This is a genomic window from Bosea sp. ANAM02 (assembly GCF_011764485.1).
Lineage (GTDB): Bacteria > Pseudomonadota > Alphaproteobacteria > Rhizobiales > Beijerinckiaceae > Allobosea.
The window spans coordinates 4,503,332-4,530,200 of the sequence record NZ_AP022848.1 but is presented as its reverse complement, the minus strand read 5'-3'; the positions used below and the strand labels follow the sequence as shown (position 1 = coordinate 4,530,200).

The window sequence follows — 26,869 nt, the reverse complement described above, 5'->3', positions numbered from 1 at the left end:
TAAAGGGGAGGCTGATGGTACGATCGTCGGATCATATCGCAGGTTCTGGCAGCGGCTGCGCGCGGCTGCCGCGGAATGGCCGGCCATGAAATATGGCCTGCAGTTCCGCGATGTCTTCGCCGCCTGGGAATCGATCCTCGACGGCGTCTGGATCACGCTGCTGCTCTCCGCCGCCGCGATGGTCGGTGGCCTGATCATCGGCATCGCCTGCGCCGCCGCCCGCGTCTACGGCCCCGCCTGGCTGCGCCGCGTCGTCGGCACCTATGTCGAGGTCATCCGCAACACCCCGCTGCTGGTACAGCTCTTCCTGATCTTCTTCGGCCTGCCCAGCTTCGGCGTCAGGCTCGACGGGCTGACCGCCGCGATCATCGCGCTGGTCATCAATCTCGGCGCCTACACCACCGAGATCGTCCGCGCTGGGCTGGAGGCCGTGCCGAAGGCCCAGGTCGAGGCCGGCCATTCGCTCGGGCTCTCCGGCCTGCAGGTCTTCCGCTATGTCGTGATGTTCCCGGCGCTGAAGGCGATGTTCCCGGCACTCGCCAGCCAGTTCGTGCTGCTGATGCTGGCGACCAGCGTCGTCTCGCAGATCTCGGTCGAGGACCTGTTCCATGCGGCCTCGATCGTGCAGTCGCGCACCTTCCGCGACTTCGAGGTCTACACAGTCATCGGCGTGCTCTATCTCGGGCTCGCCTTCGCCTTCCGCGGCCTGTTCGCGGGCATCTACTACTGGGCGTTCGTCAGACGATGATCCGCGAATTCGGCCTCATCGATGTGATGTACCTGATCGCGGCGGCACGCTGGACGCTGGCGCTGACCGCGACCGCCTTCATCGGCGCGTCGCTGATCGGTATCGTCATCGCCGTCGCCCGCATCCTGCCCTTCGCGCCGCTGCGCTGGCTCGCCGCCGCCTATATCCACATCGTCCAGGGCACGCCGCTGCTGGTCTGGCTGTTCGTGATCTTCTTCGGCCTGCCGCTCGCCGGCATCTCGGTCAATCCATGGCTCGCGGCGGCGACTGCCTTCTCGGTCTATGGCAGCGCTTTCCTCGGCGAGATCTGGCGCGGCGCGCTCGTCTCCATCGCCAGGACGCAATGGGAGGCCGGCGCCTCACTCGGCCTCTCGCTCGGTGAGCAACTGCGCTACGTCATCGTGCCGCAATCGATCCGGGTCGCGATCCCGCCGACGGTCGGCTTCCTCGTCCAGCTCATCAAGAACACCTCGCTCGCGGCGGTGATCGGCTTCGTCGAGCTCACCCGCGAGGGCCAGCTCACGGCGGCAGGCACCTACAAGCCCTTCGCCGTCTACATCACCGTCGCTGCGATCTATTTCGCGATGTGCTTCCCCCTTTCGCAATGGAGCCGCTCGATCGAGCGGAAGCTCGATGTCGCTCGTTGAAATCCACGGGATCAACAAGAGCTACGGCTCGGTCCAGGTGCTGAAGGACGTCTCGCTTGATATCGCCAAGGGCGAGGTCGTCGCGGTGATCGGCCGCTCCGGCTCGGGCAAGAGCACGATGCTCCGCTGCATCAACGGGCTGGAGCCGATCCAGGCCGGGGTGATCCGCGTCGACGGCACGCAGGTCAACGACCCCGCGACCAACCTGCGCAAATTGCGGCAGGAGGTCGGAATCGTCTTCCAGAGCTTCAACCTGTTCCCGCATCTCTCGGTCTGCGACAACATCACGCTCGCGCCGCGCGTCGTGAAGAAGCAGGCCCCGCAGGCCGCCCGCGAAGTCGCGCGCGAGGTGCTCGCCCGCGTCGGGCTGGAGGACAAGCTCGACGCCTATCCCTCGCAGCTCTCGGGCGGCCAGCAGCAGCGCGTCGCGATCGCCCGCTCGCTCGCCATGCGACCGAAGCTGATGCTGTTCGACGAGGTCACCTCCGCGCTCGATCCGGAGCTGACCGGCGAGGTGCTCAAGGTGCTCGAATCCGTTGCGAAGGAGGGCATGACCATGATCCTCGTGACCCACGAGATGGGCTTTGCCCGCCGCTTCGGCTCGCGCGTCGTCTTCATGCATGAGGGCCGCATTCACGAGCAGGGCCCGGCCGCAGCCGTCCTGGCCGAGCCGAAGACGCCGGAGCTCCAGACCTTCCTCAGCGCGGTGCTGCACTGAGGCGGAACACCAAGACAACATCAACGAGGGGAGAAAAGACGATGCGTTCACTGTTCGCTGGTTTAGCCGCCCTGGCCGTCGCCGCCTTCGGCGCCGCCGAGGCCAAGGCCGACAAGCTCCAGGACATCCTGTCCAAGGGCGTCGTCCGCATCGGCGTGCCGCTCGACGCGCCGCCCTTCGGCTCGCAGGACAAGGACCGCAAGGCGATCGGTTTCGATATCGAGATGGCCGAGATGGTCGCCAAGGGGCTGGGCGTGAAGCTGGAGATGCAGCAGATCACCGGCGCCAACCGCATCCCCTTCCTGATGACCGACAAGGTCGATATCGTCATCTCGGTGATGGGTTTGACGCCCGAGCGCGCCAAACAGATCCAGTTCACGGCGCCCTATGCCAACACCTTCCTCGCGGTCTACGGCTCCAAAAGCTCCACGGTGTCGAGCCCTGAGACGATCGGCTCCGCCCGCGTCGCCGCCGCCAAGGGAACGACGCAGGAACTCGCGATCTCGGCCGCCGCGCCGAAGGCCAGCCTGATGCGCACCGAGGACGACGCGACGGCGGCGGCCGCCTACATCACCGGCCAGGCCGATCTCCTCGCCACCAATTCGATCGTGGCGCAGGCGCTCGCCAAGCAGAACCCGAACAAGGAGTTCGAGCGCAAGTTCGTCATCCGCCGCAGCCCGGCCCATATGGGCGTGCAGATGGACCAGCATAACCTCGTGCGCTGGCTCGACAGCTTCATCTTCTTCAACACGATGAACGGCGAACTCGAGCGGCTGCATCGCAAGTATCTGGACATGCCGATGGATCCGCTGCCGACGCTGTAAGGCGGCGGAGAAACGCGAAGCCTACTCACAAAGAGCACGGAGAACCCCTCTCCTGTAAGGAGAGGGGTAGGGGTGAGGTGTAGCCCTTGGACCAGTTCGCCATGTCCTCGCCGCAGCCGCGGTCAGGTCACGGCCACGGTGTCGAACGGCCTACCCCTCATCCTGCCCTCTCCCTCCGGGAGAGCGTTCCCCGCGGCTCGTCCTGCAACCAAGCGTCTGACGTTGCCGAGCCCGCCATGACCACCACCCGCCCGAAGCCGACCCCGCGCCCCTCCAGCGCCTTCCTCACCGTCGATCCCGACCGCGAGGGCAAGCAGACCGGCTTCCTAATGATCCCGCATTCGCCACATGACGATGCCTGGGGCGCAACCCGGGTGCCGATCGCCGTGATCAAGAACGGCACCGGCCCGACCGTGATCATGGAAGGCGGCAACCATGGCGACGAATACGAGGGACCGATCACGATCTGCGACCTGATCCGCGATCTCGACCCCGGCCGCGTCCAGGGCCGGCTCATCCTGATGCCGGCGAACAATGTCCATGCCGTCATGGCCGGCCAGCGGACCTCGCCGGTCGACGGGTTGAACTTCAACCGCACCTTCCCGGGCGATCCGCGCGGCACCATCACCCAGCAGATCTCGGCCTTCGTCAGCGATCATATCCTGCCGATCGGCGACGCTTTCCTTGACCTCCATTCCGGCGGCTCCTCGCTCGACATCATCCCGAGCGCCATCGTCGAGCCGACCGACGATCCAGCCCTGCACAAGCGCAATGTCGCGGCGGTGCAGGCCTTCGACGCGCCGATGATGGTCGTGATCAGCAATCTCGGCGAGCCGCGCACCGCGACCGCCGCCGCCTGTCGCGCCGGGCTCGTCACGGTCGGCACCGAGATGGCCGGCGCCGGCACGGTCTCGCTGGAGGCGCTCTCGGTCTGCCGGCGCGGCGTCGCCAACGTCCTCGACCATCTCGGCGTCGTCGTCCGCGACAAACCCGAGCCCCGGCGCGGCGACGGCCAGATCCTCGAACTGCCCGGCATCTCCGCTTACGTCTACGCGACGGCGGACGGCATCTTCGAGCCCTTCCACGCCAATGGCACCAAGGTCAGCGCCGGTGAGCCGGCCGGCCGCATCCATTGCACCTGGGACCCGGCGCGTCCGCCCGAGATGCTGCATTACGCTGCCGACGGCATCCTCTACGGCCGCCGCCAGCCCGGCCGGGTGAAGCCGGGCAATTGCTGCCTGATCGTCGCGGCGCCCTATCGCGGGACCCTGTGATGATCGCACTCGACGATATCCGCGCCGCCCGCCAGCGCATCGCGCCTTATATTAGAAAGACGCCGACGCTGCCCTATGCCAGGACGCGCGGCAGCGATTTCGGCGGCGACGTCACGCTGAAGCTGGAACTGTTGCAGGCAGCCGGCTCCTTCAAGGCGCGCGGCGCGATGAACCGCCTCCTGACCCTGTCGAAGGACGAGCTGGCGCGCGGCGTGGTCACGGCGTCGGGCGGCAATCACGGCCTCGCCATCGCCCGCTCGGCCCATGTGCTCGGCGTCGACGCCACGATCTTCCTGCCCTCCAATGCCGCGCCGGACAAGATCGCCAAGCTGCGCGACTGGGGCGCGGACGTCGATATCGTCGGCGCGATCTGGGACGATGCCAATGCCGCCGCGCTCGCCCGTTCCCGTGAAACCGGCGCGACCTACGCCCATCCCTTCAGCGATCCCATCGTGGTCGCCGGGCAGGGCACGCTTGGCCTCGATATCCTCGACGACATGCCGGATGTCGACGTCATCCTCGTCGCCATCGGCGGCGGTGGCTTGATCACCGGCCTCTCGACGGCGGTGAAGGCCCTGCGTCCGCAGACGCGGATCATCGGCATCGAGCCGGTGGGCTCGCCGACGCTTCACGCCTGCCTGGCCGCCGGCCGCCTCGTCGCGCTCGACCGCTTGGAGACCCGCGTCGCCACAATGTCCTGCCGCCAGACCGACCAGGCGATCTATGAGGCGACGGCGCGCAATGTCGACGAGATCGTGCTGATTACCGATGCCGAGATGGAGCAGGCGGCAAAGTCGCTCTGGTTCGAATTCGGCATTGCCGCCGACCTGTCGGGCGCCGCGGCGCTGGCCGCGCTCCAGTCCGGGCGCGTCGCGCTCTCCAGCGGCGAGAAGGTTTGCGCGTTGGTCTGCGGCGCCGGTACGGATGGCTGCCTGCCGGGCTGAGGTCCGGCTTGCAATTCTGGAAACAAAGAGGGAACATGATTGCATGTCTCTCTCGGTTTCCGTTCTCAATCCGCCACCGGCGCGGCCCGATATCACGCGCATCGTCTGTCGCGGTGCCGCCAGGCATCTGCGCGAGCGCGGCTATGCCATCGTCAAGGAGATGACCTTCGCCAATGGCCGGCGCGGCGACATCGTCGCTCTCTCGCCTTCGGGCGAACTCTGGGTCGTCGAGGTCAAGTCGGGCATCGCCGATTACCGCGTCGACGGTAAATGGCCGGATTACCGCGACTATTGCGACGGCTTCCTCTTCGCGGTCGCGCCGGAATTCCCACGCGAGATCCTGCCCGACGATGTCGGGCTGATCGTCGCCGATGCCTATGGCGGTGAGTTGCTGCGCGAGCCGCCGCGCCATCCCTTGAGCGCGGCGCGGCGCAAGATGCTGACTATCGCGCTGGCGCGGCTGGCCTCCAGCCGGCTCGCCGCGATCGAGGACCCCGAAGGCTCAGCCTGACAAGGCGGCCTCAAGCTGTCCTGACCCGGACTCTTCATGCATCGTCGCGAAGCGGCGCAGGTCGATCTCGTCGACGAGGAAATCGATGAAGGCCCGCACCCGCGCCGGCAGCCGGCCGCCATGGCCGACATAAACGGCGTGGATCTCCTCGACATCGCCGGGATTGAAAGCCTCCAGAACGGGCACGAGCCGGCCGGCGGCGATGTCGTCGGCGATATGGAAGAGCGAGAGCCGGGTCAGACCCTGTCCCGCCAGCGCAAGTTCGCGCGCGCTTTCGCCGTCGCCGACCGTGGTGCGGCCATGGGCCGGGAAATCGCAGCGCTTGCCGTCGATCATGAACGACCAGGAATCGCTATGCCGGACGAAGTTGAACGTGACGAGATCGTGCCCGGCAAGGGCGCGGGGAAGGGCCGGGGCCGGGTGCGAGGCCAGATAGGAAGGCGCGGCGACGATCGCCATCCGGCTCGCGCCGAGTTTGCGCGCCACGAGTTGCGACGAGCGCAAGGGGCCGACGCGGATCGCGACATCGGCGCGCTCGTCGACGAGATCGACGACCGCGTCGCTGAGCGTGATGTCGAGCTGCACGCCGGGATGAAGCGCGGCGAAGCGCGGCACCAGCGGCAGCAGGTAGTGCCGGCCGAACGGGACGTTGGCATTGACCCGCAATCGCCCGCGCGGGATCTGGCAGGCGGCGACCGCCCGCTCGGCCTCGTCGAGATCGGCCAGCACGCGCAAGGTCCGCTCATGGAAGGTCGTGCCTTCCTCGGTCAGCATGAACTTGCGGGTCGAGCGCACGATCAGCCTGACGCCGAGCCGTGCCTCCAGCCGCGCGACGAGCTTGCTGACGGCGGAAGGCGTCATCCGCAAGGCGCGCGCTGCCGGCGAGAAGCCGCCGAGCTCGACGACGCGGGCGAAGACCTCCATTTCGCCGGACCGGTTGATCTCGTTGCGCGGCATCGTGAATTCATCTCACAATTGCTGGTCTTTCATGCAGTCTAATTCACAAGCGCTTCCGGCGCTATCTCCGGGCCCGAACAAGCTCCCCGGAGGCATCACATGCCTATTGCCCTTTATGCCCTCACCGTCGGTGCCTTCGGCATCGGCGTCACCGAATTCGTGATCATGGGCCTGCTGCTGCAGGTCTCCGCCGATCTCGGCATCAGTGTCCCGCTCGCCGGCCTGCTGATGACCGGCTATGCGCTCGGCGTCTTCGTCGGCGCACCGGTGCTGACGATCGCGACCCGCACGCTTCCGCGCAAGACGACGCTGCTCGTGCTGATGGCGATCTTCACCCTCGGCAATCTCGCGGCAGCCTTGAGCCCGAGCTTCGGCTGGCTGATGGCGGCGCGCATCGTTACGGCTTTGGCGCACGGCACCTTCTTCGGCGTCGGCTCGCTCGTCGCCACCAGCCTCGTCGCGCCGGAGCGCAAGGCCTCGGCCATCGCCCTGATGTTCACCGGCCTGACGCTCGCGACGCTGCTCGGCGTACCCTTCGGCTCCTGGCTCGGCCTCGCCTTCGGCTGGCGCTCGACCTTCTGGGCTGTGACCGCGATAGGCCTCGTCGCCCTGGTCGTCCTTGCCGTCTTCGTGCCGGCGGATCGGGAGCGCGTAGTTCCCGGTTCGCTTGCCGAGGAGTTCAAGGTGCTGGCGCGGCCGCAGGTCCAGCTCGGCCTGATCATGACCGTGCTCGGTTTCGGCGGCATCTTCGCGGTCTTCACCTTCATCCAGCCGATCCTCGTCCAGCTCGCCGGTTTCAGCGAGGCGGCGGTCTCGCCGATCCTGCTGGTCTTCGGCGGCGGGCTCGTCGTCGGCAACCTGCTCGGCGGGCGCTGGGCCGATCGCCGGCTGGCCCCGGCGTTGATCGGCTCGATCGCGCTCTTGACCGTCGCGATGTTCGCCTCGGGTCTGGCCTTCCACAGCCAGGTCGGTGCCGTCGTCGCGGCCTTCGTACTCGGCGCCGCCGCCTTCGCCACGGTCGCGCCGCTGCAGATGTGGGTGCTCCAGCAGGCCGGCGGCGCGGGGCAGGGGCTGGCCTCCAGCCTCAACATCGCCGCCTTCAATCTCGGCAACGCCTTCGGCGCCTGGCTCGGCGGCGCGGTGATCACGCAGGGGCTGGGCTATGGCGCGATCGCGCCGGTCGCCGCCGTCGTACCGCTGGCGGCGCTCGGCCTCGCGGTTCTGGCAGTGTCGCTCGAGCGGCGCGCGGCCCGCGTCGTCCCCGCCTGCGCGACCTGAGATCCACAGGCATATTGACCAAGCGAAAGCCCGCCGGACACGTCGTCCGGCGGGCTTTCTGCGTTCCCGATCAGGTCAGCGCGGCGCGCGCTTGGCGAGGATGCGCTGCAATGTGCGGCGATGCATGCCGAGACGGCGTGCCGTCTCCGAGACATTGCGGCTGCACAGCTCGTAGACGCGTTGGATATGCTCCCAGCGCACCCGGTCGGCCGACATCGGGTTCTCCGGCGGCTGTGGGCGGGCGTCGCGCTGGGCGGCGAGCGCGGCATGGATCTCGTCGGCATCGGCCGGCTTGGCGAGGAAGTCGAAGGCGCCGAGCTTCACGGCACTGACGGCGGTCGCGATATTGCCGTAGCCGGTCAGGACCACGCCGCGCGCCTCGGGGCGGCGCTCCTTCAGGCGGGCGATGACGTCGAGCCCGTTGCCGTCGCCGAGGCGCAGGTCGATCACGGCGAAGGCCGGTGCGGCTTCCTCCACGGCGGCCATGCCCGCCGCGACGCTGTCGGCGATGCGGACCGTATAGCCGCGGCCTTCCATGGCGCGGGCGAGGCGGGTCAGGAACGGCTTGTCGTCGTCGACCAGCAGAAGGGACATGTCGGCCGCCGGGCCGGGCCTGTCGGTTTCGCTCGCTGCGTCCTGCATCGTCTTCTCCTTGCCGCTTCTCGGCGCGCTGCGGCTTGCGCGCATTAGGGTTTCGGTGTGCTGGCAGCTCTGTGCGGGCTGCTCAACCCGGTTCATGTAAGGCCGATCTTTCGCCCTGTGTACCCCCTTCGACTGGCAGATCGGCCTCGAAATCCTCGCGAGACCAGGTGATCCGGATCGAAGCGCCGCTGGCCGGCGCCGGCCGGTTCGAGAATTCCAGGGTCGCGCCGCCGCGTTCCAGCAGCGTCTTGGCGATGAAGAGGCCGAGTCCGAGGCCGCCGCCGGCCCGGCCTTCGCCGGAGCCGCGCGAGAGATAGGGGTCGCCCGCCCGCATCAGCACGTCCGGCGGGAAGCCCGGCCCGTCATCGGCGATGACCAGCACGACCCGGCTCTGGCTCCACTCCGCCGCGATCGTCACGGTCGAGCGGGCGAAATCGACGGCGTTGTCGACGATATTGCCCAGGCCGTAGATCATGCCGGGATTGCGGCGGCACACCGGTTCGGGCTTCTCGCCGGTCATCGTGATCTCGAAGGGCGTGCCGAAGGGCCTCTGCGGCCCGGCTGCTTCCTCGATCAGCAGGCGCAAGGTGAGCTGGCCGAGCGGGCCGGCATCCTCGTCCTGCAGGCTGGAGAGCTTGCCGAGGATGCCGCGGCAGCGCTCGACCTGCTCGCGCAGGAGGGCGATATCCTCGGCCATCTCGCCATCGGGCGGGGCGAGGCGGGTCAATTCGCGCGCGACCAGCGCGATCGTGCCGAGGGGCGTGCCCAATTCATGCGCTGCGGCCGCCGCGAGCCCGTCGAGCTGCGACAGGTGCTGCTCACGCGCCAGCACGAGCTCGGTCGCCGCGAGCGCGTCGGAGAGATCGCGTGCCTCCTTGGCGACGCGCCAGGCATAGATGCCGGTGAAGCCGAGCCCGAGCACGAGCGCGGCCCAGTTGCCGAGCTGGTAGAAGGCCGGCAGCACCGGCCGGTCGTCGCCGGCCCAGGGCAAGGGCAGGTGATAGCGGCTGAGCAGGGTGGCGAGCCCCATCGCCAGCAGGCCGAGCACCAATGTGCGCTGCGGCGGCAGGGCCGTCGCCGAGATCATCACCGGTGCGAGGAACAGGATCGCAAACGGGTTCTGCAGGCCACCGGTCATGAAGAGCAGGGCGGCGAGCTGGGCGATGTCGAAGCCGAGCAGGGCGGTCGCGGCCCTGTCCTGCAGGCGGTGGCTCAGCGGAAAGCGGATGCGCAGCGCGATATTGAGCCAGGCTGAGATCGCGATGATGCTGAAGCACCAGCCGAAGGGCAGCGGAAAGCCGAGGCCGAAATGCACGCCGGCGACGGCGAGGCTTTGCCCGGCGATCGCGAGCCAGCGCAGCCGGACCAGCGTGTCGAGGCGCAGATGACGGCTGGAGCGGGCCAGAACCGGGGCGGAAAGGTCCGGAAAGCTCACGTTTCGAGGGTCTCCCGCCCGCCGTGTGCCGGCGGTTTTTCTGGCTTCATCCACATTGGTATTGACCGAAAGGCGAAATCTCCGGTTCGGGTCAATCCGATGCGATGCCAATGAGATAGATCATCGTTATCGCGCCCGGTAGGACGCGCGATGATCGCGGCAGGAAATTCTTAGCCTTTAGCCGGGTTGAATGAGAACAAAATCAACGTAAGGTGCGATGCTGCGTCGCATCATCACATGCTGCGACGCCGGAAGGACGATTGATCGTATGTACGGGGCTGCCATGTCGTTTGCCTACCATGCCTACGAAGCGGTTCATATGATGGTGAGCCCGGTGCGTGGGATGTCGGATGCGATGCATCTGGCCTTCAAGAACCCGGCCAATCCGCTGACCTACACGCCGTTCGGCCGGACGGTCGCGGCATCCTGCGAATTGTTCGAGCGCGTTACGCGGCGCTACGGCAAGCCGGCCTTCGGTCTTGACGAAACCACGATCAACGGCGTCAAGGTCGCCGTCGAGGAGCGGGTCGTCTGGGAGCGTCCCTTCTGCAAGCTGGTCTATTTCGACCGCAAGATTCCATCAAACCGCCGCAAGCCGCAGCCGAAGGTGCTGCTGGTCGCGCCGATGTCGGGCCATTACGCCACGCTCCTGCGCGGCACGGTCGAGGCCTTCCTGCCCGGCCACGAGGTCTATATCACCGATTGGGTCGATGCCCGTCTCGTGCCGCTCTCCGAGGGGCGCTTCGACCTCGACGATTATATCGACTACGTCATCGGCATGCTGCAGAAGCTGGGGCCGGACACCCATGTCATGGCGATCTGCCAGCCTTCCGTGCCGGTCATCGCCGCCATCGCCCGCATGGAGGCCGAATCCGACCCCTGCGCGCCGCGCTCGATGACGCTGATGGGCGGCCCGATCGATACCCGCCGCTCGCCGACGGCCGTCAATCAGCTCGCGATGGAACGTGGCACCGACTGGTTCCGCCGCAACTGCATCACGGTCGTGCCCTTCCCGAGCCTGGGCGCCTTCCGGCAGGTCTATCCCGGCTTCATGCAGCTCTCGGGCTTCATGGCGATGAATATCGACCGTCACGTCACCGCCCATTACGACATGTTCAAGCATCTCGTCGGCGGCGACGGCGATTCCGCCGAGAAGCACCGCGACTTCTATGACGAATACCTGGCGGTGATGGACCTGACCGCCGAGTTCTATCTCCAGACCGTCGACACCGTCTTCGTGAAGCATTCCCTGCCCAAGGGCGAGATGATGCATCGCGACAAGCCGGTCGATCTCTCCGCCATCCGTCGCGTCGCGCTGATGACGGTCGAGGGCGAGATGGACGACATCTCCGGCGTCGGCCAGACGCAGGCCGCGCATGATCTCTGCGTCAATATCCCCGCCGACAAGCGCGTCCATTATCTCCAGCCGAAGGTCGGTCATTACGGCGTCTTCAACGGCTCGCGTTTCCGCGCCGAGATCCAGCCGCGTATCTCCGATTTCATGGTCAGCCTCGACATGGAGGCGGCCAAGGAGCGTCGCGACGACAGCGCCAAGGAGCAGCGCAAGGCGCTCAAGGTCGTCGGTTAAGGCAACTCTTCCCCATCGCCCGCGAATCCCGCACAATCGTGGGCGATGCGCATTTCCCTGTTCAGGCGCCAGCCGGATCCCGATCGGATCGAGGTCGTGCATGCCGGCGCGCGCTATGCCGTTCTGGTCAAGCGTCGCAGCGCCGCGCGGCGGATGACGTTGCGCGTCTCGCAGGCGACGGGCGAGATCACCCTGACTCTGCCCGAGCGCGCCGATTTCGCGGCAGGCCGCAGCTTCGCCGAGAATCATGGCGGCTGGATCGCCGCGCGCATGGCCAGGCGCCCGCGCCCCGTGCCGTTCGAGCCCGGCCAGAGCATACCGCTACGCGGCGTGCCGCATCGCATCGTCCACTGGTCGAAGGCGCGCGGGCTGACGCAGGCAACGCGCGATAGCGACGGCGCGCCTGTCATCGCGGTCGCAGGCGATGCCGCGCATGTCTCGCGCCGGGTCAAGGATTTCTTGCGCAAGCTCGCACTCGACGATCTCGAAAAAGCGGTGCGCCGCCACACCGCGACGCTCGGCATTCCCGCCCGCAAGATCACCATTCGCGACACCACGAGCCGCTGGGGCTCCTGCTCCTCGCAGGGGCATCTCAGCTTCTCCTGGCGATTGATCCTCGCGCCACCCGCGGTGCTCGACTATCTCGCGGCCCACGAGGTGGCGCATCTCAAGGAGATGAACCATTCGCATCGCTTCTGGGCGCTGACCCACAAGCTCTGCCCGCATACGGAAGAGGCGGAGGCCTGGCTGAAGCGCCATGGCGCCGGCCTGCATGGCTATGGTTGAGCAATCGCTCCCGCCGCAATTTCGCCGTTAACCACTTTCTGAAGCCTGCCGCCGCACACTGAGGGCCGATTCGCTTTCAGCGTGAGTATGCCTATGGGTCAGGTCATTGCGTTCCGCTTGCCGCAAAAGCCGGCTGCCATTGCCGAGCCGGCGCTGGGCCTCCTCTCGGCCGTCGATTTCGCCCTGCGCGATCTCGCCGAGATCCTCCCCCATATCGCGCTGGATTCGGCGCGCCAGCAGGCCGAGGCGTGCCGCGCCATGCTGGCCCAGGCCTTCGACGCCGAGATCGAGGCCGAGCTCGGCAACTAAAGCATTTTCGAGCGAAGTGGATGCCGGTTCGCGTGAAGAACCGAAGGTCCGCGTCAGCGAATATGCGGTAGTCAAGAAGCCGGAGCATTTTCGCGATTTCGGAGAAACGCGGAAATGCTCCGATCCAGCGCCCGCGCATGCCGCCCCCGGCGATGACGCGGGTTGCCGAAGCGGCTGAAGTGTCGAACCTTTCCGGGCAAGAGCCGGCGATCCGCCGGCCGCATAGCGACCCGGGAGGCTTCATCTGTGTTCCCCACCAACAGCGATATGGTCGATCTCGTCGATCTCCGGCATCGGCTGCATCGCAGGCCTGAAATCTCGGGCGAGGAGCGCGAAACCGCCGCGACCATCGTCGATTTCCTCAAGCCGACGGGGCCGAACCGCATCGTCACCGAGCTCGGCGGCCATGGTGTCGCGGCGATCTACGAGGGTGCCGAGCCAGGCCCGACCGTTTTGATCCGCGCCGAGCTCGACGCGTTGCCGATCGAGGAACTCTCCGGCAGCGATCATCGCTCCGAAATTCCCGGCAAGGGTCATCTCTGCGGCCATGACGGCCATATGACCATCCTCGCCGGCCTGGCGCGTGGCCTGCAGCGCAATCCGCCCAGGAAGGGCCGCGCCATCCTGCTCTTTCAACCGGCAGAGGAGACCGGCGCCGGCGCCGCCGCGGTGATGGCCGATCCGAAATTCGAGGAAATCATGCCGGATTACGCCTTCTCGCTTCACAACCGTCCGGGGGTGCCCGTCGGCCATGCCCGCATCTCGGAAGGCGCCGCCAACTGTGCCTCGCGCGGCATCAAGATCGTCCTGACCGGCGAGACCTCGCATGCCTCGACCCCCGAGCACGGCCGCTCGCCGGCTCCTGCCATCGCGACGCTGATCCCTGCCTTGACGGCGCTTGGCCCCGGTGGGCCGCTCGACGCCAATTTCCGATTGGTGACGGTGACCCATGTCGAGATCGGCGAGCAGGCTTTCGGCATCGCGCCCGGCCATGGCGAGCTCTGGGCGACCTTGCGCACCGTCAATGATGCGCAGATGGGCGCGCTCTGCGAAGCCGCCGAGAAACTGGCGCGCGAAGCGGCCGAGGCCGGGAGGCTCGCCGTCGAGATCAGCTATCACGACATCTTCCACCATTGCGAGAACGAGCCCGAGGCCGTCGCGATGCTGCGCCGGGCGATGGACGAGGAGAAGGTGCCGCACGGTCCGACGCCGCCCTCGCGTGGCTCGGAGGATTTCGGCCTGTTCGGGCGCCGCTCCAAGTCCGCGATGTTCCTCCTCGGCTCGGGCGAGACCGCGCATCTGCACAATCCCGATTTCGACTTCCCGGACGATGCGATCGGCCCCGGCGCGCGCGTCTTCATGCGGGCCTTGCGCAATCTGCTCGGCGAAGCCCGGCCGCAGGGCTGATGGAGGGGCGCATGGCACTGGACTGGACCGGCGCGGCGAGACGCGCGCAGGAAATCGTCGCGAACTGGCAGAGCGCGGCGGGCCCGGGCGGCGCCGTCGTGCTCTTCGACCGCGACGGCGTGCGCGAGTCCTTTGCCGGCGGTCTCGCCAGCATCGAATACGGCGTGCCCTTCACGCCGCAGACGCCGAACCGCTTCGCCTCGATCAGCAAGCATATCCTCGCGGTCGCCTTGCTGCGGGCCGGCATTCCGCTCGATGCGCCGCTCGGCCGCTGGCTCGGCGAATTGCCGGCGCCGCTCGCCGCGGTCGAACTCGGCCGCGCCCTCGACATGACGGGCGCCCTGCCGGACATGATGGAGGCCCTCTGGCATCAGGGCGTGCCCTTCACTGCGACCTTGAGCGCGGAAGAGGTCTTCGCGATGGCCTGCCGCTTTCCCGCGCTGAATGCCGAGCCCGGCACCGAGATGGCCTATTCCAATACCGGCTGGCGGCTCGGCCAGCGCATCCTCGAACAGGTCACCGGAAAGCCCTATAAGGAAACTGTCGCGGAGCTCTCCGGCGAACTGGGCGCCGCCTTCCGCCTGCCCTATGACGGCTCGGAGATCGTTCCCGGCCTCGCCACCGGCTACTGGAATGACGGCACGGCCTGGCGGCGCGGCCATAACGGCCCGCATTTCTCCGCCTCGGGTGGGATCGTCGGTTCCGCCACCGATCTTGCCGGCTGGGCCTCGGCCCTGCTGGCGGGGCGCGGCCCGCTCGCCGGCATGCTGGAGCGCCTGACCGCGCCCCGCCATTTCGCTGATGGCAGCGAGAGCGTCTACCGGCTGGGCCTGGTCTGCAGCCGGCTCGGCGAGACCGGGATCGTCGGCCATGGCGGCTCGCTCGCCGGCTATCGCAACCATTTCTGGATGTCGCCGGCCCATGGCGTCGGCGTCGTCGTGCTGTCCAATCGCGAGGAGGAAGCGCTCTGGCCGGCCCTGACGGTGCTGGCGGCCTTGCTCGGGCAGGACCTGCCGACGATCGCGAGCGCGCCTGCCGGCCTGTTCGCCAGCGACGAGGGGCCGTTCTGGGCCGAGATCGCCGCGGATTCGATCAGCTTCATGGGTGGCTTCGAGCGCCTGATCACCGATGGCGAAGGCGGCCTGCGCAGCCTGCCGGCCTATCTCGACATCCGCCTGAAGCAGGAAGGCAAGGATCGTCTCACGGGCCTGATCGGCGGCGTCGAGCGGTCGCTCCGGCGCGTGCCGGCCGATACCCCGCTCGACGCGCGGCTCGTCGGGCGCTGGCGCGACCCCCGGTTCGGCACGGAGATCGAAATCCGGGCCGACGGCACGGCGCTGATGCCCTGGCCTGCCGGCGGGACGGTCTCACGCCTGACGCCGCTGCCGAACGGCCGCGCGCTCGCCAGCCACCTGCACGGGCCCTGGCTTGCGCGACCCTGCCTCTGGCTCGATGCGGAAGGCGGCTTGCGGGTTGCCGGCCATCGGGCAAGGATCTTGCAGATGAAACGAGCCTGAAACGCGCCGGCTGAAGCGGCTCCGCAGAGGGGTGGTGCCGCAAGGCCGGTGACGAAGGAGGAGAAAACCCGATGCAACTGTCCCGTTTCACCGCCGCGCTGCTGCTGTCGGCCGCCGCGTTCCTGCCGCTTCAGGCATCGGCGCAGTCGCAGCCGGCCTCGAACCGCATCCTGCGCGTCGCTCCGCATGCCGATCTCAAGACGCTCGATCCGGTCGCGGCCTCGATCGTCATCACCCGTATGCACGGGCTGATGATCTACGAGACGCTCTTCGCCTGGGATTCGAACCTCCAGCCGAAGCCGCAGATGGTCGAGAGCTTCGAGACCTCGCCGGACAAGCTGACCTGGACCTTCAAGCTCCGCCCGGGGCTGAAATTCCATGACGGCCAGCCGGTGACGACGAAGGACGTCATCGCCTCGCTCGGCCGCTGGATGAAGCGCGATACGATCGGCGGCAAGCTCGGTGAATATACCGAGGGCATGGAGGCGGTGGACGACGCCACCTTCCGCCTCAAGCTGAAGCGCCCGATGGCGCTGGTGCCTTTCGCCCTGGGTTCGGCCGTCGGCCAGATCCCGGTCATCATGCGCGAGTCCGACGCCAAGTCCGATCCGATGAAGCCGATCACCGAGACGATCGGCTCCGGACCGTTCAAGTTCAACCGCGAGGAATGGCGCAGCGGCTCGAAGGTCGTCTATGATCGCAATCCCGACTATGTACCGCGGTCCGAGCCGGCCGATGGCCTCGCCGGCGGGCGCGTCGTCAAGGTCGATCGGGTCGAATGGCAGATCATGCCGGATGCGGCGACCGCAGCCGCCGCCCTGCAGACGGGCGAGATCGACATCTGGGAGCAGCCGAGCCAGGACCTCATCCCGGTCATCTCCGCCAACAAGCAGGTCAAGGTCGACCGCTACTCCAACCTCGCCAACCAGGTGATGCTGCGGCCGAACCATCTCCACCCGCCCTTCGACAATCCGAAGGCCAGGCTCGCACTGGCCTACGCGACCGAGCAGGCGGATTTCCTCGCGGCCGGTTTCGGCGACGAGGAATGGTGGAAGCGCTGCAACGCCTATTTCGTCTGCGGCGGCCCGAACGGCACGGAGGTCGGGACCGAAGGTTATGCCAAGCCGAATCTCGACAAGGCGCGCGAACTCCTGAAGGAGAGCGGCTACAAGGGCGAAAAGCTGGTGCTGACGACCAGCAACGACATCGCTCCGATCGGCCGCATGGCGGAGGTCGCGGCCTCCTCGCTGAAGAAGGTCGGGTTCAATGTCGACGTGCAGTTCTCGGACTGGGGCGCCGTCACCACCCGCCAGCAGAACAAGAGCGCGCCGGACCAGGGCGGCTGGAACCTGTTCGTCACCTATGCCTCGGGCGCGACCATGCAGTCGCCCCTGACCAATATCGGCACCAACATGGCCTGCGAACGGGCCTGGGCCGGCTGGCCCTGCGATGCCGAGGCCGAAAAGCTGCGCGGCGCCTTCGTCGATGCGCCCGACGATGCCAGCCGCAAGCTGGCGCTGGAGGCGCTGCACAAGCGTCTGGCCGAGATGCAGCCCTATCGCGTGCTCGGCCAGTTCGACCAGCCCTATGCAAGGCGCACCAACATCACCGGCGTTCTGGCGGCGCCGGTCATGCTGTTCTGGAATGTCGAGAAGAAGTGAAGGGCGAGGGCGAGTTCTCCAGGGTTGCCCTTTGAGAGGTCATCCCGGACAAACGGCGTCAGCCGCGCCGATCCGGAATCCACACCTGAGCCTCTATCGGCTGTGCTCCGGAATGGATCCCGGGTCTCCGCTTCGCTCCGCCCGGGATGACGGCGCGGGTGAAATGCTACAGGGTCGCCCGCCAGATGAAATCGCGGCTCTCGCCCGGCGCCAGCCTGAGGATGCCGGGCTTCTCCGCGATTTCGCCCCGCCATCCGGCGGGGCTCGCCATGCCGTACCAGGGCTCGATGCACAGGAACGGCGCCCCTGACGGCTTCGACCAGATGCCGAGGTCCTTGTAGCCTTCCCAGCTCACGGTCAGGGCGCGGCTCTCCCGCCCTGACACGTCCAGCGCCGCGAAGCGCACCGAGCGGTTGGCGGTATCGGGGATCACGATCGCGTCGTTGACGAAGAGGCTTTCGTCGAGATCGAGTTCCGTGCCCTTGAAGGGCAGGGGGATCGGCGCGGTCAGCAGGCCGGCCTCGACGCCGCGACCCTGGCCCGGCTCCGCCTGGGGGAAAGTCAGGCGATGCGCCTGTTTCGCGACGCCCTCGCTCAACGGCCAGAGAAAGGCGGGATGCGCACCGACGCCGCAGATCAACGGTACTTCGGCCGGATTGCTTACCCGCGAGGTCACGGTCAGCGTATCGCCTGCGACCGCGTAGATCATCTGCAGCACGAACCGGAACGGATATATGTCCAGGGTCTCCGGGCTCTCCCGCAATTCCAGCACGGCTCGATCCGCGCTACGTTCGAGCCATGTGAACAGGCTATCGCGGGCGAAGCCATGCTGGGTTAGGCGGTAGGAACGCCCCTGATGGACCAGCCTGTCGTCGCTCAGCCGCCCGACGATCGGGAACAGCACCGGCGCATGGCGCGGCCAGTCCGGCCCGCCATGCCAGAGCGCCGGCCCGTTCGCGTCGGAGAGCGCGATCAATTCGCCACCTTGTGCCCGCACCGTCGCGCGCAGCCTGTCGGAGGCAATCTCATGGGTCTCGCTCATCATCGTCTCCGTCGGCGGTCTCGTCCCGGTTAGCCGATCGGCGCCGACGAAATCCACTGCTTCGTTGCCTGCACAAAGCGTCGTTGCAGAGGGCATGCACGGCGTGTCCGTCTGCCGAGCGCCATATCCTCTTGAAGCCAGGCGCGTTTCGGGCGATCCCCCTATCTGTGCCGAAGGAGGCAAGCCTTGCCGATCACCCGCCGCCAGTTCGCCACCGCTTCGCTTGCCGCGCCGGCCATCCTCAGGAGCGGTCGGGTTGTCGCCGCCGGCCGGCCGATGACCGTCGCCTCGCTTCTGGGAGAGGACAAGCCGGAGACGAAGATCTGGCGGCGCATCGCCGAGATCCTGGAGCGCACGGCGCCCGGCCGCTTCGATCTGCGGATCGTGCCCAATGCCGCGCTCGGCGGCGAGAAGGAGGTGGCGGAGGGCCTGCGCCTCGGCTCGATCCAGGCGGCGCTCTCGACCGTGTCCTCGCTCTCGGCCTGGGTGCCGGCCGGGCAGATTCTTGACCTGCCCTTCCTGTTCCGTGATCGCGATCATCTCGCCCGGACGCTGTCCGGGCCGCTCGGCACGGAGCTTCGGAAGCTCTATGAGGCGCAGGGCTTCGTCGTGCCGGGTTTCATCAATTACGGCGCCCGCCATCTCCTGGCGAAGGAGCCGTTGACCACGCCCGCCTCGGTCAAGGGCAAGCGCATCCGCGTCATCCAGAGCCCGCTTCATACCGCGCTCTGGTCGGGTTTCGGCGCCTTTCCCACGCCGATCCCGATCCCCGAGACCTATAACGCGCTGAAGACCGGCGTGGTCGACTGCATGGACCTGACCAAATCGGCCTATGTCGGCTTCCGCCTGTACGAGGTCGTGCCAGTGCTGATCGAGACCGGCCATATCTGGGCGAGCGGCGTCGTGATGTTCGCAGCGCCCTTCTGGAAGGGCCTGGCTCGGCAGGATCGCGAGGCCCTGACCGCCGCGGTGACCGAGGGCATCGCTTATTTCGACGAATTGATGCGGGCGGACGAGGAAGCCTCGATGGCGCGCGCCAGGGCCGAAGGAGGCAAGGTCGTGCCGGCCGAGAACCGCCAGGGCTGGCAGGACGGCGCGCGCAAGGTCTGGGAGAGCTTCGCGCCGCAGCTCGGCGGCATGCCGGGCATCGAAGCCATCGCGCAGGGCGCCTGAAACCAGCATTGACGGGACGAGAACCATGCCGCTTTCGATCGACCATATCGTCATCGCCGTAACCGATCTCGACGCGGCCGTCCGCGACTACGCCGCGCTTGGCTTCACGGTGCTGCCCGGCGGCGAGCATCCGCGCGGCTCGCGCAACGCGCTGGTCGTGTTCGAGGATGGTGCTTATCTGGAGATCATCGCCTTCCCGCGGCCGGTGCCGGATTTCCGCTGGTGGCAGGTGCTCGACCGCGCCGGCCCCGGCCTCGTCGACTATGCCGTGCTGCCGGATGATCTCGATGCCGACCTCGCCCGCGCGCGGGCCGCCGGCATTGTCATGGACGGCCCGATCGATGGCGGCCGGCTCCAGCCGGACGGCACGCGCATCGCCTGGCGCTCGGCCCGCCCGCCCGAGCCCGATATCCCGTTCCTCTGCACCGATGTCACGGCCCGCAGCTTGCGCGTGCCCGAAGGGGCGGCCCGTCGCCACGCCAATGGCGTGACGGGCGTCGCCGGTGTCACTGTGGCGGTGCAGGACCTCGCGACCTCGGTCGCCCGCTACCGGGCCGTGCTCGGGCGGGAACCGGTCGCCATTGGCGGCGTTCCCGGCCTCGGCTTCGGGCTCGCGCAGTTCCGTATCGGCCGGCAGACCTTATCGCTTGCCGAGGCGCAAGGCCCGGCCGCGGCCAGCATCGGTGAGCATCTCGTCCGTCGTGGGCAGGGCGCTCAAGCCATCTCCTTCTACGGCCCCGACGATGCCCGGCTGGACGAAGATCTTACCCACGGTGCCAGCCTGGAAATCGTCCGCGACCTCTAGCCGCTGATTATTCTCCGAGCCCTCATCCTGAGGAGCCATTCCCTTGGGAATGGCGTCTCGAAGGATGCTTCAGGAGGCTCTGGAGCATCCTTCGAGACGCGCGTCGCGGCTCTTCGGGACGAAGGCTACGTTGCCTCCTTAGCGGCGTCATGATGCCGTCACGCCTGCGGGCGAGAGTAGCTGCCTACATTAAAATAGTTCTATTTACGTAGTAATAACAAAGGCTTGCATAGAATCGTCGACGCGCCTATCTCTCCCCCGCGATCAGTGAATCAGCCGGCGGAGAAACCGAATGGGTGGCGTCACCGAGGTCGATGTCGCGGCCGCGATCGGCCGTATCGACGAGATCATCATCCGCGAGATCGTCCGCACCGGGGCGAGCCGGCCGGAATTGCGACGCGCGCTCGCATTGGCCAAGGGGCCGGGCGATCCCGACGCCGATGCGGCTCTGCCGCCGCGCATGCAGCGCCTTGTCGATCTGCTGGTCGTGACCTTGCCCGAGCAGGGCCCCAAACCCCTGCAGGGGCCCGAACTCCCGCGCGAACCCAAGCCCTTGCAAGGGCCGCAGCGCCGCCTCCATGCCGCCATCAAAGGCATCGACCGTGCAGCCTGATCAGGGGAGCGCCGAATCGCTGGAGACCGCCCGGGCCGAGCTCCGGGAAGCGGTCATGACAGCTTTTTGCGCCGCGCTCCACGATACTCGCCTGCCGCCGCTCACCCTGATCGAGCTGGCGGCGGCAGCGGTCGGTTCTGTCTACGGAGAGGTGGCGGATGCTCATTGCGGTGACCAGCCATGCCCTTGCGGCTGGCTTCCGCGCCTCCAGGCGGATCTGGAGGCGCTTCAGGCGGCGCTGGCGCTGAACGCGACGCCGCAGACCGACCTCGCCCGCATGGCCGTGCTCGGCCGGGCCTGATCTCGCATTCTGCTTAGAGGGCATGCTAAGCCGCCGCGAACGGCGGAGCGGCATGCGCAACATCCTCATCATCGGCATCGGGGCCGGCAATCCCGACCACATGACGGTCGAGGCGATCGAGGCGCTGAACCGCGCCGATATCCTGTTCATCCCCGACAAGGGCGAGGAAAAAGGGGCCCTTCGCGCCCTGCGCGAGGCGATCTGCGCCCGTTTCATCCGCAAGCCGGATTATCGCACGGTTCCCGTCGCGATCCCGCGCCGGGCCGAGGCCGGCAACGACTATCACGGCGTGGTCGACGACTGGCACGAGCGCATCGCTGCGCGCTACCGTGCCCTGTTAGAAGCCGAATTGCAGGATGGGCAGACCGGCGCGCTGCTCGTCTGGGGCGACCCGGCGCTCTACGATTCCACATTGCGCATCATGGAGCGCGTGGCCGCTTCCGGCTTCGATCTCGACTGGCAGGTCTATCCCGGCATCAGCAGCGTGCAGGTGCTGGCCGCGCGCCACCGCATTCCGCTCAACACGATCGGCGCGCCGATCCTGATCACCACCGGCCGCCGGCTTGCGGCGGGCTTCCCGGCCGATCAGGACAGCGTCGTCGTCATGCTCGACGGCGAACAGACTTTCGGCAGGATCGATCCGGCCGGGCTCGATATCTTCTGGGGCGCCTATCTCGGCACGCCCGACGAAATCCTGCGCGCCGGCCCGCTCACAGAGCTCTCGGCCGAGATCGCCGCGGTGAGGGCGGAGGCCCGCGCCCGGCACGGCTGGATCATGGATACCTATCTGCTGCGCCGCCGTCCGGCTTGACGCAGCCGCCTGCATCCGCCATCGCTCGCGCCGATCCTTCTGGAAGCGCCGGAGCCACCCGATGTCCCTCGCCGATCTCAACCAGACCATCGACGCCGCCTGGGAAAACCGGGCCGAGATCGGCGTCCAGACCAAAGGCGCCGTCCGCGAAGCCGTCGAGCAGGCGATCGAGATGCTCGATGCCGGTCAGGCCCGCGTCGCCGAGAAGCAGGGTGCCGACTGGATCGTGCATCAGTGGCTCAAGAAGGCGGTGCTGCTCTCCTTCCGCCTCACCGACAACGTCATCATGGCCAATGGTCCGGGCGAGGCCGTGTTCTGGGACAAGGTGCCCTCCAAGTTCGAGGGCTGGGGCGAGAACCGCTTCCGCGCCGCCGGCTTCCGCGTCGTGCCGCCGGCCGCCGCTCGCAAGGGCTCCTTCATCGCGTCGGGCGTCGTGCTGATGCCGTCCTTCGTCAATATCGGCGCCTATGTCGACAGCGGCACCATGGTCGACACCTGGGCGACGGTCGGTTCCTGCGCCCAGATCGGCAAGAACGTGCATCTCTCGGGCGGCGTTGGCATCGGCGGCGTGCTCGAGCCGCTTCAGGCCAACCCGACCATCATCGAGGATAACTGCTTCATCGGCGCACGCTCCGAGGTCGTCGAGGGTGTGATCGTCGGCGAGGGCTCGGTGCTCTCGATGGGCGTCTTCATCTCGGCCTCGACCAAGATCGTCGACCGCGCCACCGGCCAGGTCCATGTCGGCAAGGTGCCGCCCTATTCGGTCGTGGTGCCGGGCTCGCTGCCGGGCAAGCCCTTCCCGGACGGCACGCCGGGCCCGGCGCTCTCCTGCGCCGTCATCGTCAAGACGGTCGACGCGCAGACGCGCTCCAAGACCGGCATCAACGAGCTGCTGCGCGACTGAGGTCGCGGCCCTGAAGCGTCTTGCCCGGGCTTGACCCGGGCATCCGGGAAACCAGCGCTCTCTCGTCCGGCGATGCCCTGCCTTGCTTCGCTGGGGTATGACGCTCGGCTTTCCTCCTATTCGCCGCCGATGGCCTTGGCTGCCTCGACGGCGCGTCCGCGCAGCGGCAGTTCCTGCATGCGCGCCAGCGACAGCCAGGCCAGCGCGAAGCCGAGGCTGGCGGCGCCGAAGACATAGCGGAACAGCATGACCATGGTCTGCCGGTCGACGGTGCCGAGCTTCAGCGCCTCCGGCGAGAGCTGGGCGCCGACCCCACCGACGCCGCCGAGCACGATCGCGCCGAACACCGCGACGATCAGCGCCCCGCCGATCTGGCGGAAGAAATTGGCCACCGCCGTCACCGTCCCGAGCTGATGCGCCTGCACGGCATTCTGAATCGAGACCGTCGCGACGGGTAGCAATGTGCCGAAGCCGATGCTGACGATCGCCAGGATGACGCAGAAGGGCAGGAGCGAAATCTGCCCGGAGAAAGCGCCCAGAACCGCCGCACCGGCCATCGCGACGAAGAGCCCGGCCAGTGGCACGCGCTTGTAATGGGTGAGCTGCGACATCGCCCGGCCGGAGCTGGTCGCGCCGAGAACGGTGCCGCAGGTCAGCGGCAGCAGGCCGAGGCCGGAATGGGTGGCGCTCAGGCCCATCACCGTCTCGAAATAGAGCGGCAGGTAGATGGTCAGGCCGATAAACGTGCCCATGCCGAAGCCGGCGGCCACCGTGCCGCGTCGGACGACGCGATTGCCGAAGAGGTCGAGCGGAATCAGGGGCTCGGCCGCCCGGCGCAGCCGCCAGGCGAACAGCCCCCAGAGCACCAGTGAGGCGCCGACCAGGCCGGCGATCGGCAGTGAGACCCAGGGATAGGCGGTACCGCCCCAGGACAGGGCGAGCAGCAGCGAGACCGTCGCCAGTGTCATCAGCATGGCGCCGAGCACGTCGAGCTTGTGCGGGCGCTCGTGGCGCGGCAGCCGCTTCAGGGCTTCGCTCGACATCCAGAGGGCGCCGAGCCCGAGCGGCAGGTTGATCCAGAAGATCACCGACCAGTGCAGCTTTTCCGCGAGGAAGCCGCCGAGCACCGGGCCGAGCAGCGAGGAGGACATGAAGACGCTGGCGAAATAGACCTGATAGCGTCCGCGCTCCCTGGGCGGCACCATGTCGCCGACGATGGTCTGGGCCAGCGCGATCAACCCGCCGCCGCCGAGCCCCTGCACGAAGCGCGCGAGGACGAGCAGCCAGAGCGAAGGGGCCAGCGCGCAGGCGATCGAGCCGATCACGAAGACCACGATGCCGGCGAGCAGCGTCACCCGCCGCCCATGGATGTCGGCGAGCTTGCCGTAGAGCGGCGTCACCGCGGTCGAGGCCAGCAGGTAGATCGTGACGATCCAGGAGAGATGCGTGACGTCGTCGAGCTCGCGCCCCATCGTCGGCAGCGCGGTCGCGACGATGGTCTGGTCGAGCGCGGCGAGGAACATCGCCAGCATGACGCCGATCAGGACCGAGCGGATGTCCGCGGGCGTCATGGCCGCGGCCTGGGCTGGGGCGTCGAGCCGCTTGTCCATGGCGATTGTGATCTTGCTTGCGTCTGAGGAATGGCTGGAGGGTAGTCCCGGCGCGCGCCATGCGCCAGCGGCGTGTTGGCGGGGCGGCCCTGCGGCGCAGGCGGGACAAGCTGCCGCAGCTCAGCCCAGCCTGGGCAAGGTATCGCGCAAGGTTGCCGGCGCGCCGCCGGGCATGGCGGCCTCGATCGCCTCATGCGTCCGTTGCCAGATCGGCACGGCCGCCGCGAGCAGGGCCATGCCGTCCTCCGTCAGCGTGAGCAGGCGGCCGCGGCGGTCGGTCGGATCGATCGCGACGGCGACGAGGCCGCGCCGCTGCAGCGGCTTGAGCGCGGCGGTGAGCGTCGTGCGGTCCATCGCCAGCAGCTCGGCGACCGGGCCGAACGTGGCCGGGACGGGGCGGTTCAGCGCCATCATCAGCGAGAACTGGCCGTTGGTCAGCCCGACCGGACGCAAGGCTTCGTCGAAGCGCCGCGCCAGCGCCCGCGCCGCGCGCTGCACATGCAGGCACAGGCAATGGTCGCGCACATGCAGCGTCGTCGCGAAGGGAACGATCGGTTTGCCGTCCATGTTGTCTGCATGTTGACTGCCGTTAGGCAAGTCAAGCCAAGCTGTATTGAACAGATTCCACGCGGGTTGACGGAGCGGCGCCCTGGGGCGCTGCGAAGCTCCCGGACGGCGCCAGGAGGACAGGCCGATCATGCCGCTGCTCACCGCAAAACAGGCCATGCTGGTCGTCATCGACTTCCAGGAGAAGCTGATGCCGGCGATCCATGACGGCGCGGCGGTCCTGCTCAATGCCGGCCGCCTCGCCGAGGCGGCGCGCCTGCTCGATGTGCCCGCCGTCCTGACCGAGCAGTACCCGCGCGGTCTCGGCGCGACGGTGCCGGCACTGACGCAGGTCGCGCCGGCCATCACGAAGATGAGCTTCGACGCCTGCGCCGAGCCTGCCTTCCTCGAGGCCGTGGCAGGAGATCGCGACCTGGTGATCTGTGGCTGCGAAGCGCATGTCTGCGTCGGTCAGACAGTGCTGACGCTGCTGGAGCACCGCCGCCGCGTCGTCGTGGTCGCCGATGCGATCGGCTCGCGCGTGCCGATCTCGCGCGAGATCGCGTTGCAGCGCATGGCGAGCCAGGGCGCCGAGATCGTCACCACCGAAATGGTGCTGTTCGAATGGCTGCGGAGCGCCGAGCATCCGCAGTTCCGCACGGTCTCGAAGCTGATCCGGTAGCTTCTTATCACCCTCGCCGTCATGCTCGGGCTTGACCCGAGCATCTCCAGCCGAAGGAGGCTCCGGCTTCTTCGTATCCGGAGATTCTCGGGTCTCCGCTTCGCTACGCCCGAGAATGACGCTCTGTCATGGTATCAAAGCGGCTTCTTGATCGCTTTGGCGATGACGCCGACGATGCCCTCGCGGAAGAGCAGGACGCAGAGCACGAAAATCACGCCCTGGACGACGGTGACCCAGGCGCCGAGCGTGGCGAGATAGTTCTGCATCGCGACGATGACGATGGCGCCGACGATCGGGCCGAAGACGGTGCCTAAGCCCCCGACCAGCGTCATCAGCACGACCTCGCCCGACATGGTCCAATAGACGTCGGTGAGCGATGCCAGCTGAAAGACGATGGCCTTTGTCGCGCCGGCGAGGCCGGCCAGCGTCGCCGAGAGCACGAAGACCATCAGCTTGTACTGGTTGGCGCGGTAGCCGAGCGAGATGGCGCGGGGCTCGTTGTCGCGGATCGCCTTGCAGACCTGGCCGAAGGGCGAGTGGATGACGCGGTAGATCAGCAGGAGCCCGCCCAGGAAGATGGCGGCGACGAGCCAGTAGAGGGCGCGGTCGTCGGCAAGGCTGATCAGCCCGAGGAACTTGCCGCGCGGCACGGCCTGGATGCCGTCCTCGCCGCCGGTGAAGCGTGGCGTCTGCAGCGAGAAGAAGAATACCATCTGGGCGAGCGCCAGCGTGATCATCGCGAAATAGATGCCCTGGCGGCGGATGGCGAGCGCGCCGAAGACGAGGCCGAGGACCGCGCTGACGGCGGTGCCGAGCAGGATCGCAAGCTCCGGCGTCAGGCCCCAGTGCTTGGCGGTATAGGCGCTGACATAGCTCGCCATGCCAAAATAGGCGGCATGGCCGAAGGAGAGCAGGCCGCCATAGCCGAGCAGAAGATTGAAGGCGAGCGCGAACAGCGCGAAGCACAGCACCTTCATCACGAAGACGGGGTAGGCGACGAAGGGTGCGACCACGAGCACCGCCGCGATCGCGATGAACAGGTTGCGGTGCAGGCGTGCCGTGCTGTCGTCGGTTTCGCTCAGCGCGCGGCCGCTGGCGGATGCATCGGTCGAGGCAAGGTCGGTCATGTCTTCAGT

Annotated in this window: 28 protein-coding genes; 21 read left to right on the top strand and 7 right to left on the bottom strand. The window is 67.6% G+C overall.

Annotated elements, in window-relative coordinates:
• The first annotated feature begins 85 nt into the window (after nucleotides 1-85).
• The 7 genes from OCUBac02_RS21615 to OCUBac02_RS21585 all read left to right on the top strand — a co-directional run bounded on the left by OCUBac02_RS21615 (nucleotide 86) and on the right by OCUBac02_RS21585 (nucleotide 5,666).
• Nucleotides 86-748, top strand: a complete 663-nt coding sequence (locus OCUBac02_RS21615; protein WP_173048587.1) for an amino acid ABC transporter permease — start codon at nucleotides 86-88, stop codon at nucleotides 746-748.
• Nucleotides 745-1,395 carry an amino acid ABC transporter permease gene (locus OCUBac02_RS21610; protein ID WP_173048585.1) on the top strand — a complete coding sequence of 217 codons (651 nt, stop codon included), beginning with the start codon at nucleotides 745-747 and terminating at the stop codon, nucleotides 1,393-1,395. The genes OCUBac02_RS21615 and OCUBac02_RS21610 overlap by 4 nt, the downstream gene beginning before the upstream one ends.
• Complete coding sequence (locus OCUBac02_RS21605) at nucleotides 1,382-2,113, top strand: amino acid ABC transporter ATP-binding protein (RefSeq protein WP_173048583.1); 732 nt, start codon at nucleotides 1,382-1,384, stop codon at nucleotides 2,111-2,113. The genes OCUBac02_RS21610 and OCUBac02_RS21605 overlap by 14 nt, the downstream gene beginning before the upstream one ends.
• Nucleotides 2,114-2,154: 41 nt before the next feature.
• Entirely contained in the window at nucleotides 2,155-2,937 is a 783-nt protein-coding gene (locus tag OCUBac02_RS21600; protein WP_052232119.1) for a transporter substrate-binding domain-containing protein, read from the top strand.
• A 236-nt stretch (nucleotides 2,938-3,173) separates the two neighbouring features.
• Complete coding sequence (locus tag OCUBac02_RS21595) at nucleotides 3,174-4,211, top strand: succinylglutamate desuccinylase/aspartoacylase family protein (RefSeq protein WP_173048581.1); 1,038 nt, start codon at nucleotides 3,174-3,176, stop codon at nucleotides 4,209-4,211.
• The gene (locus tag OCUBac02_RS21590; protein ID WP_173048578.1) at nucleotides 4,211-5,155 is read left to right on the top strand and encodes a threonine ammonia-lyase; all 945 of its coding nucleotides are present in this window, start codon (nucleotides 4,211-4,213) and stop codon (nucleotides 5,153-5,155) included. Before OCUBac02_RS21595 ends, OCUBac02_RS21590 begins: the two co-directional genes overlap by 1 nt.
• Before the next feature lie 43 nt (nucleotides 5,156-5,198).
• Nucleotides 5,199-5,666 (top strand): MmcB family DNA repair protein, encoded by a 468-nt coding sequence (locus OCUBac02_RS21585; protein WP_173048576.1) that lies wholly within the window; start codon nucleotides 5,199-5,201, stop codon nucleotides 5,664-5,666.
• Here the strand turns inward: OCUBac02_RS21585 and OCUBac02_RS21580 are convergent.
• Nucleotides 5,658-6,623 carry a LysR family transcriptional regulator gene (locus OCUBac02_RS21580; protein ID WP_173048574.1) on the bottom strand — a complete coding sequence of 322 codons (966 nt, stop codon included), beginning with the start codon at nucleotides 6,621-6,623 and terminating at the stop codon, nucleotides 5,658-5,660. The two genes, OCUBac02_RS21585 and OCUBac02_RS21580, sit on opposite strands and share 9 nt — an antisense overlap.
• Before the next feature lie 99 nt (nucleotides 6,624-6,722).
• On the opposite strand from OCUBac02_RS21580, the gene OCUBac02_RS21575 reads away from it, so the two are divergent.
• The gene (locus tag OCUBac02_RS21575) at nucleotides 6,723-7,901 is read left to right on the top strand and encodes an MFS transporter (protein ID WP_173048572.1); all 1,179 of its coding nucleotides are present in this window, start codon (nucleotides 6,723-6,725) and stop codon (nucleotides 7,899-7,901) included.
• Nucleotides 7,902-7,976: 75 nt separating this feature from the next.
• Here OCUBac02_RS21575 and OCUBac02_RS21570 read toward each other — a convergent pair whose 3' ends face one another.
• Together OCUBac02_RS21570 and OCUBac02_RS21565 are read right to left on the bottom strand one after the other, a co-directional pair.
• Nucleotides 7,977-8,543, bottom strand: coding sequence for an ActR/PrrA/RegA family redox response regulator transcription factor (locus OCUBac02_RS21570; protein WP_173048570.1), 567 nt, complete (start codon nucleotides 8,541-8,543; stop codon nucleotides 7,977-7,979).
• Between the two features lie 82 nt (nucleotides 8,544-8,625).
• The gene (locus OCUBac02_RS21565; RefSeq protein WP_173048568.1) at nucleotides 8,626-9,978 is read right to left on the bottom strand and encodes an ActS/PrrB/RegB family redox-sensitive histidine kinase; all 1,353 of its coding nucleotides are present in this window, start codon (nucleotides 9,976-9,978) and stop codon (nucleotides 8,626-8,628) included.
• 283 nt (nucleotides 9,979-10,261) lie between these two features.
• Here OCUBac02_RS21565 and OCUBac02_RS21560 point away from each other — a divergent pair, with 283 nt between their 5' ends.
• The 6 genes from OCUBac02_RS21560 to OCUBac02_RS21535 all read left to right on the top strand — a co-directional run bounded on the left by OCUBac02_RS21560 (nucleotide 10,262) and on the right by OCUBac02_RS21535 (nucleotide 17,246).
• Nucleotides 10,262-11,566 carry a polyhydroxyalkanoate depolymerase gene (locus tag OCUBac02_RS21560; protein WP_173048566.1) on the top strand — a complete coding sequence of 435 codons (1,305 nt, stop codon included), beginning with the start codon at nucleotides 10,262-10,264 and terminating at the stop codon, nucleotides 11,564-11,566.
• A 45-nt stretch (nucleotides 11,567-11,611) separates the two neighbouring features.
• Complete coding sequence (locus OCUBac02_RS21555; protein WP_173048564.1) at nucleotides 11,612-12,352, top strand: M48 family metallopeptidase; 741 nt, start codon at nucleotides 11,612-11,614, stop codon at nucleotides 12,350-12,352.
• A 93-nt stretch (nucleotides 12,353-12,445) separates the two neighbouring features.
• Complete coding sequence (locus OCUBac02_RS21550; protein WP_047572732.1) at nucleotides 12,446-12,661, top strand: hypothetical protein; 216 nt, start codon at nucleotides 12,446-12,448, stop codon at nucleotides 12,659-12,661.
• 246 nt (nucleotides 12,662-12,907) lie between these two features.
• Nucleotides 12,908-14,068, top strand: coding sequence for an amidohydrolase (locus OCUBac02_RS21545; RefSeq protein WP_173048562.1), 1,161 nt, complete (start codon nucleotides 12,908-12,910; stop codon nucleotides 14,066-14,068).
• A gap of 11 nt (nucleotides 14,069-14,079) precedes the next feature.
• Nucleotides 14,080-15,585: a serine hydrolase domain-containing protein gene (locus tag OCUBac02_RS21540; RefSeq protein ID WP_173048560.1), complete on the top strand. Its 1,506-nt coding sequence runs from the start codon at nucleotides 14,080-14,082 to the stop codon at nucleotides 15,583-15,585.
• A gap of 71 nt (nucleotides 15,586-15,656) precedes the next feature.
• Entirely contained in the window at nucleotides 15,657-17,246 is a 1,590-nt protein-coding gene (locus OCUBac02_RS21535; RefSeq protein ID WP_173048558.1) for an ABC transporter substrate-binding protein, read from the top strand.
• A gap of 166 nt (nucleotides 17,247-17,412) precedes the next feature.
• On the opposite strand, the gene OCUBac02_RS21530 is transcribed toward OCUBac02_RS21535, so the two are convergent.
• Nucleotides 17,413-18,288, bottom strand: a complete 876-nt coding sequence (locus tag OCUBac02_RS21530; RefSeq protein WP_173048556.1) for an aldose 1-epimerase family protein — start codon at nucleotides 18,286-18,288, stop codon at nucleotides 17,413-17,415.
• A 186-nt stretch (nucleotides 18,289-18,474) separates the two neighbouring features.
• On the opposite strand from OCUBac02_RS21530, the gene OCUBac02_RS21525 reads away from it, so the two are divergent.
• The 6 genes from OCUBac02_RS21525 to dapD all read left to right on the top strand — a co-directional run bounded on the left by OCUBac02_RS21525 (nucleotide 18,475) and on the right by dapD (nucleotide 22,895).
• Nucleotides 18,475-19,461, top strand: coding sequence for a TRAP transporter substrate-binding protein (locus OCUBac02_RS21525; protein ID WP_465247739.1), 987 nt, complete (start codon nucleotides 18,475-18,477; stop codon nucleotides 19,459-19,461).
• Nucleotides 19,462-19,486: 25 nt separating this feature from the next.
• Complete coding sequence (locus tag OCUBac02_RS21520; protein ID WP_173048554.1) at nucleotides 19,487-20,266, top strand: VOC family protein; 780 nt, start codon at nucleotides 19,487-19,489, stop codon at nucleotides 20,264-20,266.
• A 292-nt stretch (nucleotides 20,267-20,558) separates the two neighbouring features.
• Entirely contained in the window at nucleotides 20,559-20,879 is a 321-nt protein-coding gene (locus tag OCUBac02_RS21515; protein WP_173048552.1) for a hypothetical protein, read from the top strand.
• Nucleotides 20,880-20,934: 55 nt separating this feature from the next.
• A complete protein-coding gene (locus OCUBac02_RS21510) occupies nucleotides 20,935-21,180 on the top strand; it encodes a hypothetical protein (RefSeq protein ID WP_173048550.1) in 246 nt (81 codons plus the stop codon).
• 52 nt (nucleotides 21,181-21,232) lie between these two features.
• Complete coding sequence (gene cobF, locus OCUBac02_RS21505) at nucleotides 21,233-21,991, top strand: precorrin-6A synthase (deacetylating) (protein ID WP_173048548.1); 759 nt, start codon at nucleotides 21,233-21,235, stop codon at nucleotides 21,989-21,991.
• Between the two features lie 61 nt (nucleotides 21,992-22,052).
• Nucleotides 22,053-22,895, top strand: a complete 843-nt coding sequence (gene dapD, locus OCUBac02_RS21500; RefSeq protein ID WP_047580860.1) for a 2,3,4,5-tetrahydropyridine-2,6-dicarboxylate N-succinyltransferase — start codon at nucleotides 22,053-22,055, stop codon at nucleotides 22,893-22,895.
• Nucleotides 22,896-23,011: 116 nt separating this feature from the next.
• On the opposite strand, the gene OCUBac02_RS21495 is transcribed toward dapD, so the two are convergent.
• The gene (locus OCUBac02_RS21495; RefSeq protein ID WP_244639012.1) at nucleotides 23,012-24,466 is read right to left on the bottom strand and encodes an MDR family MFS transporter; all 1,455 of its coding nucleotides are present in this window, start codon (nucleotides 24,464-24,466) and stop codon (nucleotides 23,012-23,014) included.
• Nucleotides 24,467-24,625: 159 nt separating this feature from the next.
• Entirely contained in the window at nucleotides 24,626-25,072 is a 447-nt protein-coding gene (locus OCUBac02_RS21490; protein ID WP_173049775.1) for a MarR family winged helix-turn-helix transcriptional regulator, read from the bottom strand.
• Nucleotides 25,073-25,202: 130 nt separating this feature from the next.
• Here OCUBac02_RS21490 and OCUBac02_RS21485 point away from each other — a divergent pair, with 130 nt between their 5' ends.
• Nucleotides 25,203-25,733: a hydrolase gene (locus OCUBac02_RS21485; RefSeq protein WP_173048544.1), complete on the top strand. Its 531-nt coding sequence runs from the start codon at nucleotides 25,203-25,205 to the stop codon at nucleotides 25,731-25,733.
• Between the two features lie 134 nt (nucleotides 25,734-25,867).
• Here OCUBac02_RS21485 and OCUBac02_RS21480 read toward each other — a convergent pair whose 3' ends face one another.
• Nucleotides 25,868-26,860: a branched-chain amino acid ABC transporter permease gene (locus OCUBac02_RS21480; protein WP_173048542.1), complete on the bottom strand. Its 993-nt coding sequence runs from the start codon at nucleotides 26,858-26,860 to the stop codon at nucleotides 25,868-25,870.
• Between the last annotated feature and the right edge of the window lie 9 nt (nucleotides 26,861-26,869).

Bases quoted from the DNA above. Each gene is read 5' to 3' on its own strand.
- OCUBac02_RS21580 (WP_173048574.1), bottom strand. From the start codon at position 6,623: ATGCCGCGCAACGAGATCAACCGGTCCGGCGAAATGGAGGTCTTCGCC.
- OCUBac02_RS21585 (WP_173048576.1), top strand. From the start codon at position 5,199: ATGTCTCTCTCGGTTTCCGTTCTCAATCCGCCACCGGCGCGGCCCGAT.
- OCUBac02_RS21480 (WP_173048542.1), bottom strand. From the start codon at position 26,860: ATGACCGACCTTGCCTCGACCGATGCATCCGCCAGCGGCCGCGCGCTG.
- OCUBac02_RS21570 (WP_173048570.1), bottom strand. From the start codon at position 8,543: ATGCAGGACGCAGCGAGCGAAACCGACAGGCCCGGCCCGGCGGCCGAC.
- OCUBac02_RS21590 (WP_173048578.1), top strand. From the start codon at position 4,211: ATGATCGCACTCGACGATATCCGCGCCGCCCGCCAGCGCATCGCGCCT.
- OCUBac02_RS21605 (WP_173048583.1), top strand. From the start codon at position 1,382: ATGTCGCTCGTTGAAATCCACGGGATCAACAAGAGCTACGGCTCGGTC.
- OCUBac02_RS21575 (WP_173048572.1), top strand. From the start codon at position 6,723: ATGCCTATTGCCCTTTATGCCCTCACCGTCGGTGCCTTCGGCATCGGC.
- OCUBac02_RS21610 (WP_173048585.1), top strand. From the start codon at position 745: ATGATCCGCGAATTCGGCCTCATCGATGTGATGTACCTGATCGCGGCG.
- OCUBac02_RS21495 (WP_244639012.1), bottom strand. From the start codon at position 24,466: ATGACGCCCGCGGACATCCGCTCGGTCCTGATCGGCGTCATGCTGGCG.
- OCUBac02_RS21615 (WP_173048587.1), top strand. From the start codon at position 86: ATGAAATATGGCCTGCAGTTCCGCGATGTCTTCGCCGCCTGGGAATCG.
- dapD (WP_047580860.1), top strand. From the start codon at position 22,053: ATGTCCCTCGCCGATCTCAACCAGACCATCGACGCCGCCTGGGAAAAC.
- OCUBac02_RS21535 (WP_173048558.1), top strand. From the start codon at position 15,657: ATGCAACTGTCCCGTTTCACCGCCGCGCTGCTGCTGTCGGCCGCCGCG.
- OCUBac02_RS21555 (WP_173048564.1), top strand. From the start codon at position 11,612: ATGCGCATTTCCCTGTTCAGGCGCCAGCCGGATCCCGATCGGATCGAG.
- OCUBac02_RS21520 (WP_173048554.1), top strand. From the start codon at position 19,487: ATGCCGCTTTCGATCGACCATATCGTCATCGCCGTAACCGATCTCGAC.
- OCUBac02_RS21595 (WP_173048581.1), top strand. From the start codon at position 3,174: ATGACCACCACCCGCCCGAAGCCGACCCCGCGCCCCTCCAGCGCCTTC.
- OCUBac02_RS21600 (WP_052232119.1), top strand. From the start codon at position 2,155: ATGCGTTCACTGTTCGCTGGTTTAGCCGCCCTGGCCGTCGCCGCCTTC.
- OCUBac02_RS21560 (WP_173048566.1), top strand. From the start codon at position 10,262: ATGTCGTTTGCCTACCATGCCTACGAAGCGGTTCATATGATGGTGAGC.
- OCUBac02_RS21530 (WP_173048556.1), bottom strand. From the start codon at position 18,288: ATGAGCGAGACCCATGAGATTGCCTCCGACAGGCTGCGCGCGACGGTG.
- cobF (WP_173048548.1), top strand. From the start codon at position 21,233: ATGCGCAACATCCTCATCATCGGCATCGGGGCCGGCAATCCCGACCAC.
- OCUBac02_RS21510 (WP_173048550.1), top strand. From the start codon at position 20,935: ATGACAGCTTTTTGCGCCGCGCTCCACGATACTCGCCTGCCGCCGCTC.
- OCUBac02_RS21515 (WP_173048552.1), top strand. From the start codon at position 20,559: ATGGGTGGCGTCACCGAGGTCGATGTCGCGGCCGCGATCGGCCGTATC.
- OCUBac02_RS21490 (WP_173049775.1), bottom strand. From the start codon at position 25,072: ATGGACGGCAAACCGATCGTTCCCTTCGCGACGACGCTGCATGTGCGC.
- OCUBac02_RS21485 (WP_173048544.1), top strand. From the start codon at position 25,203: ATGCCGCTGCTCACCGCAAAACAGGCCATGCTGGTCGTCATCGACTTC.
- OCUBac02_RS21550 (WP_047572732.1), top strand. From the start codon at position 12,446: ATGGGTCAGGTCATTGCGTTCCGCTTGCCGCAAAAGCCGGCTGCCATT.
- OCUBac02_RS21540 (WP_173048560.1), top strand. From the start codon at position 14,080: ATGGCACTGGACTGGACCGGCGCGGCGAGACGCGCGCAGGAAATCGTC.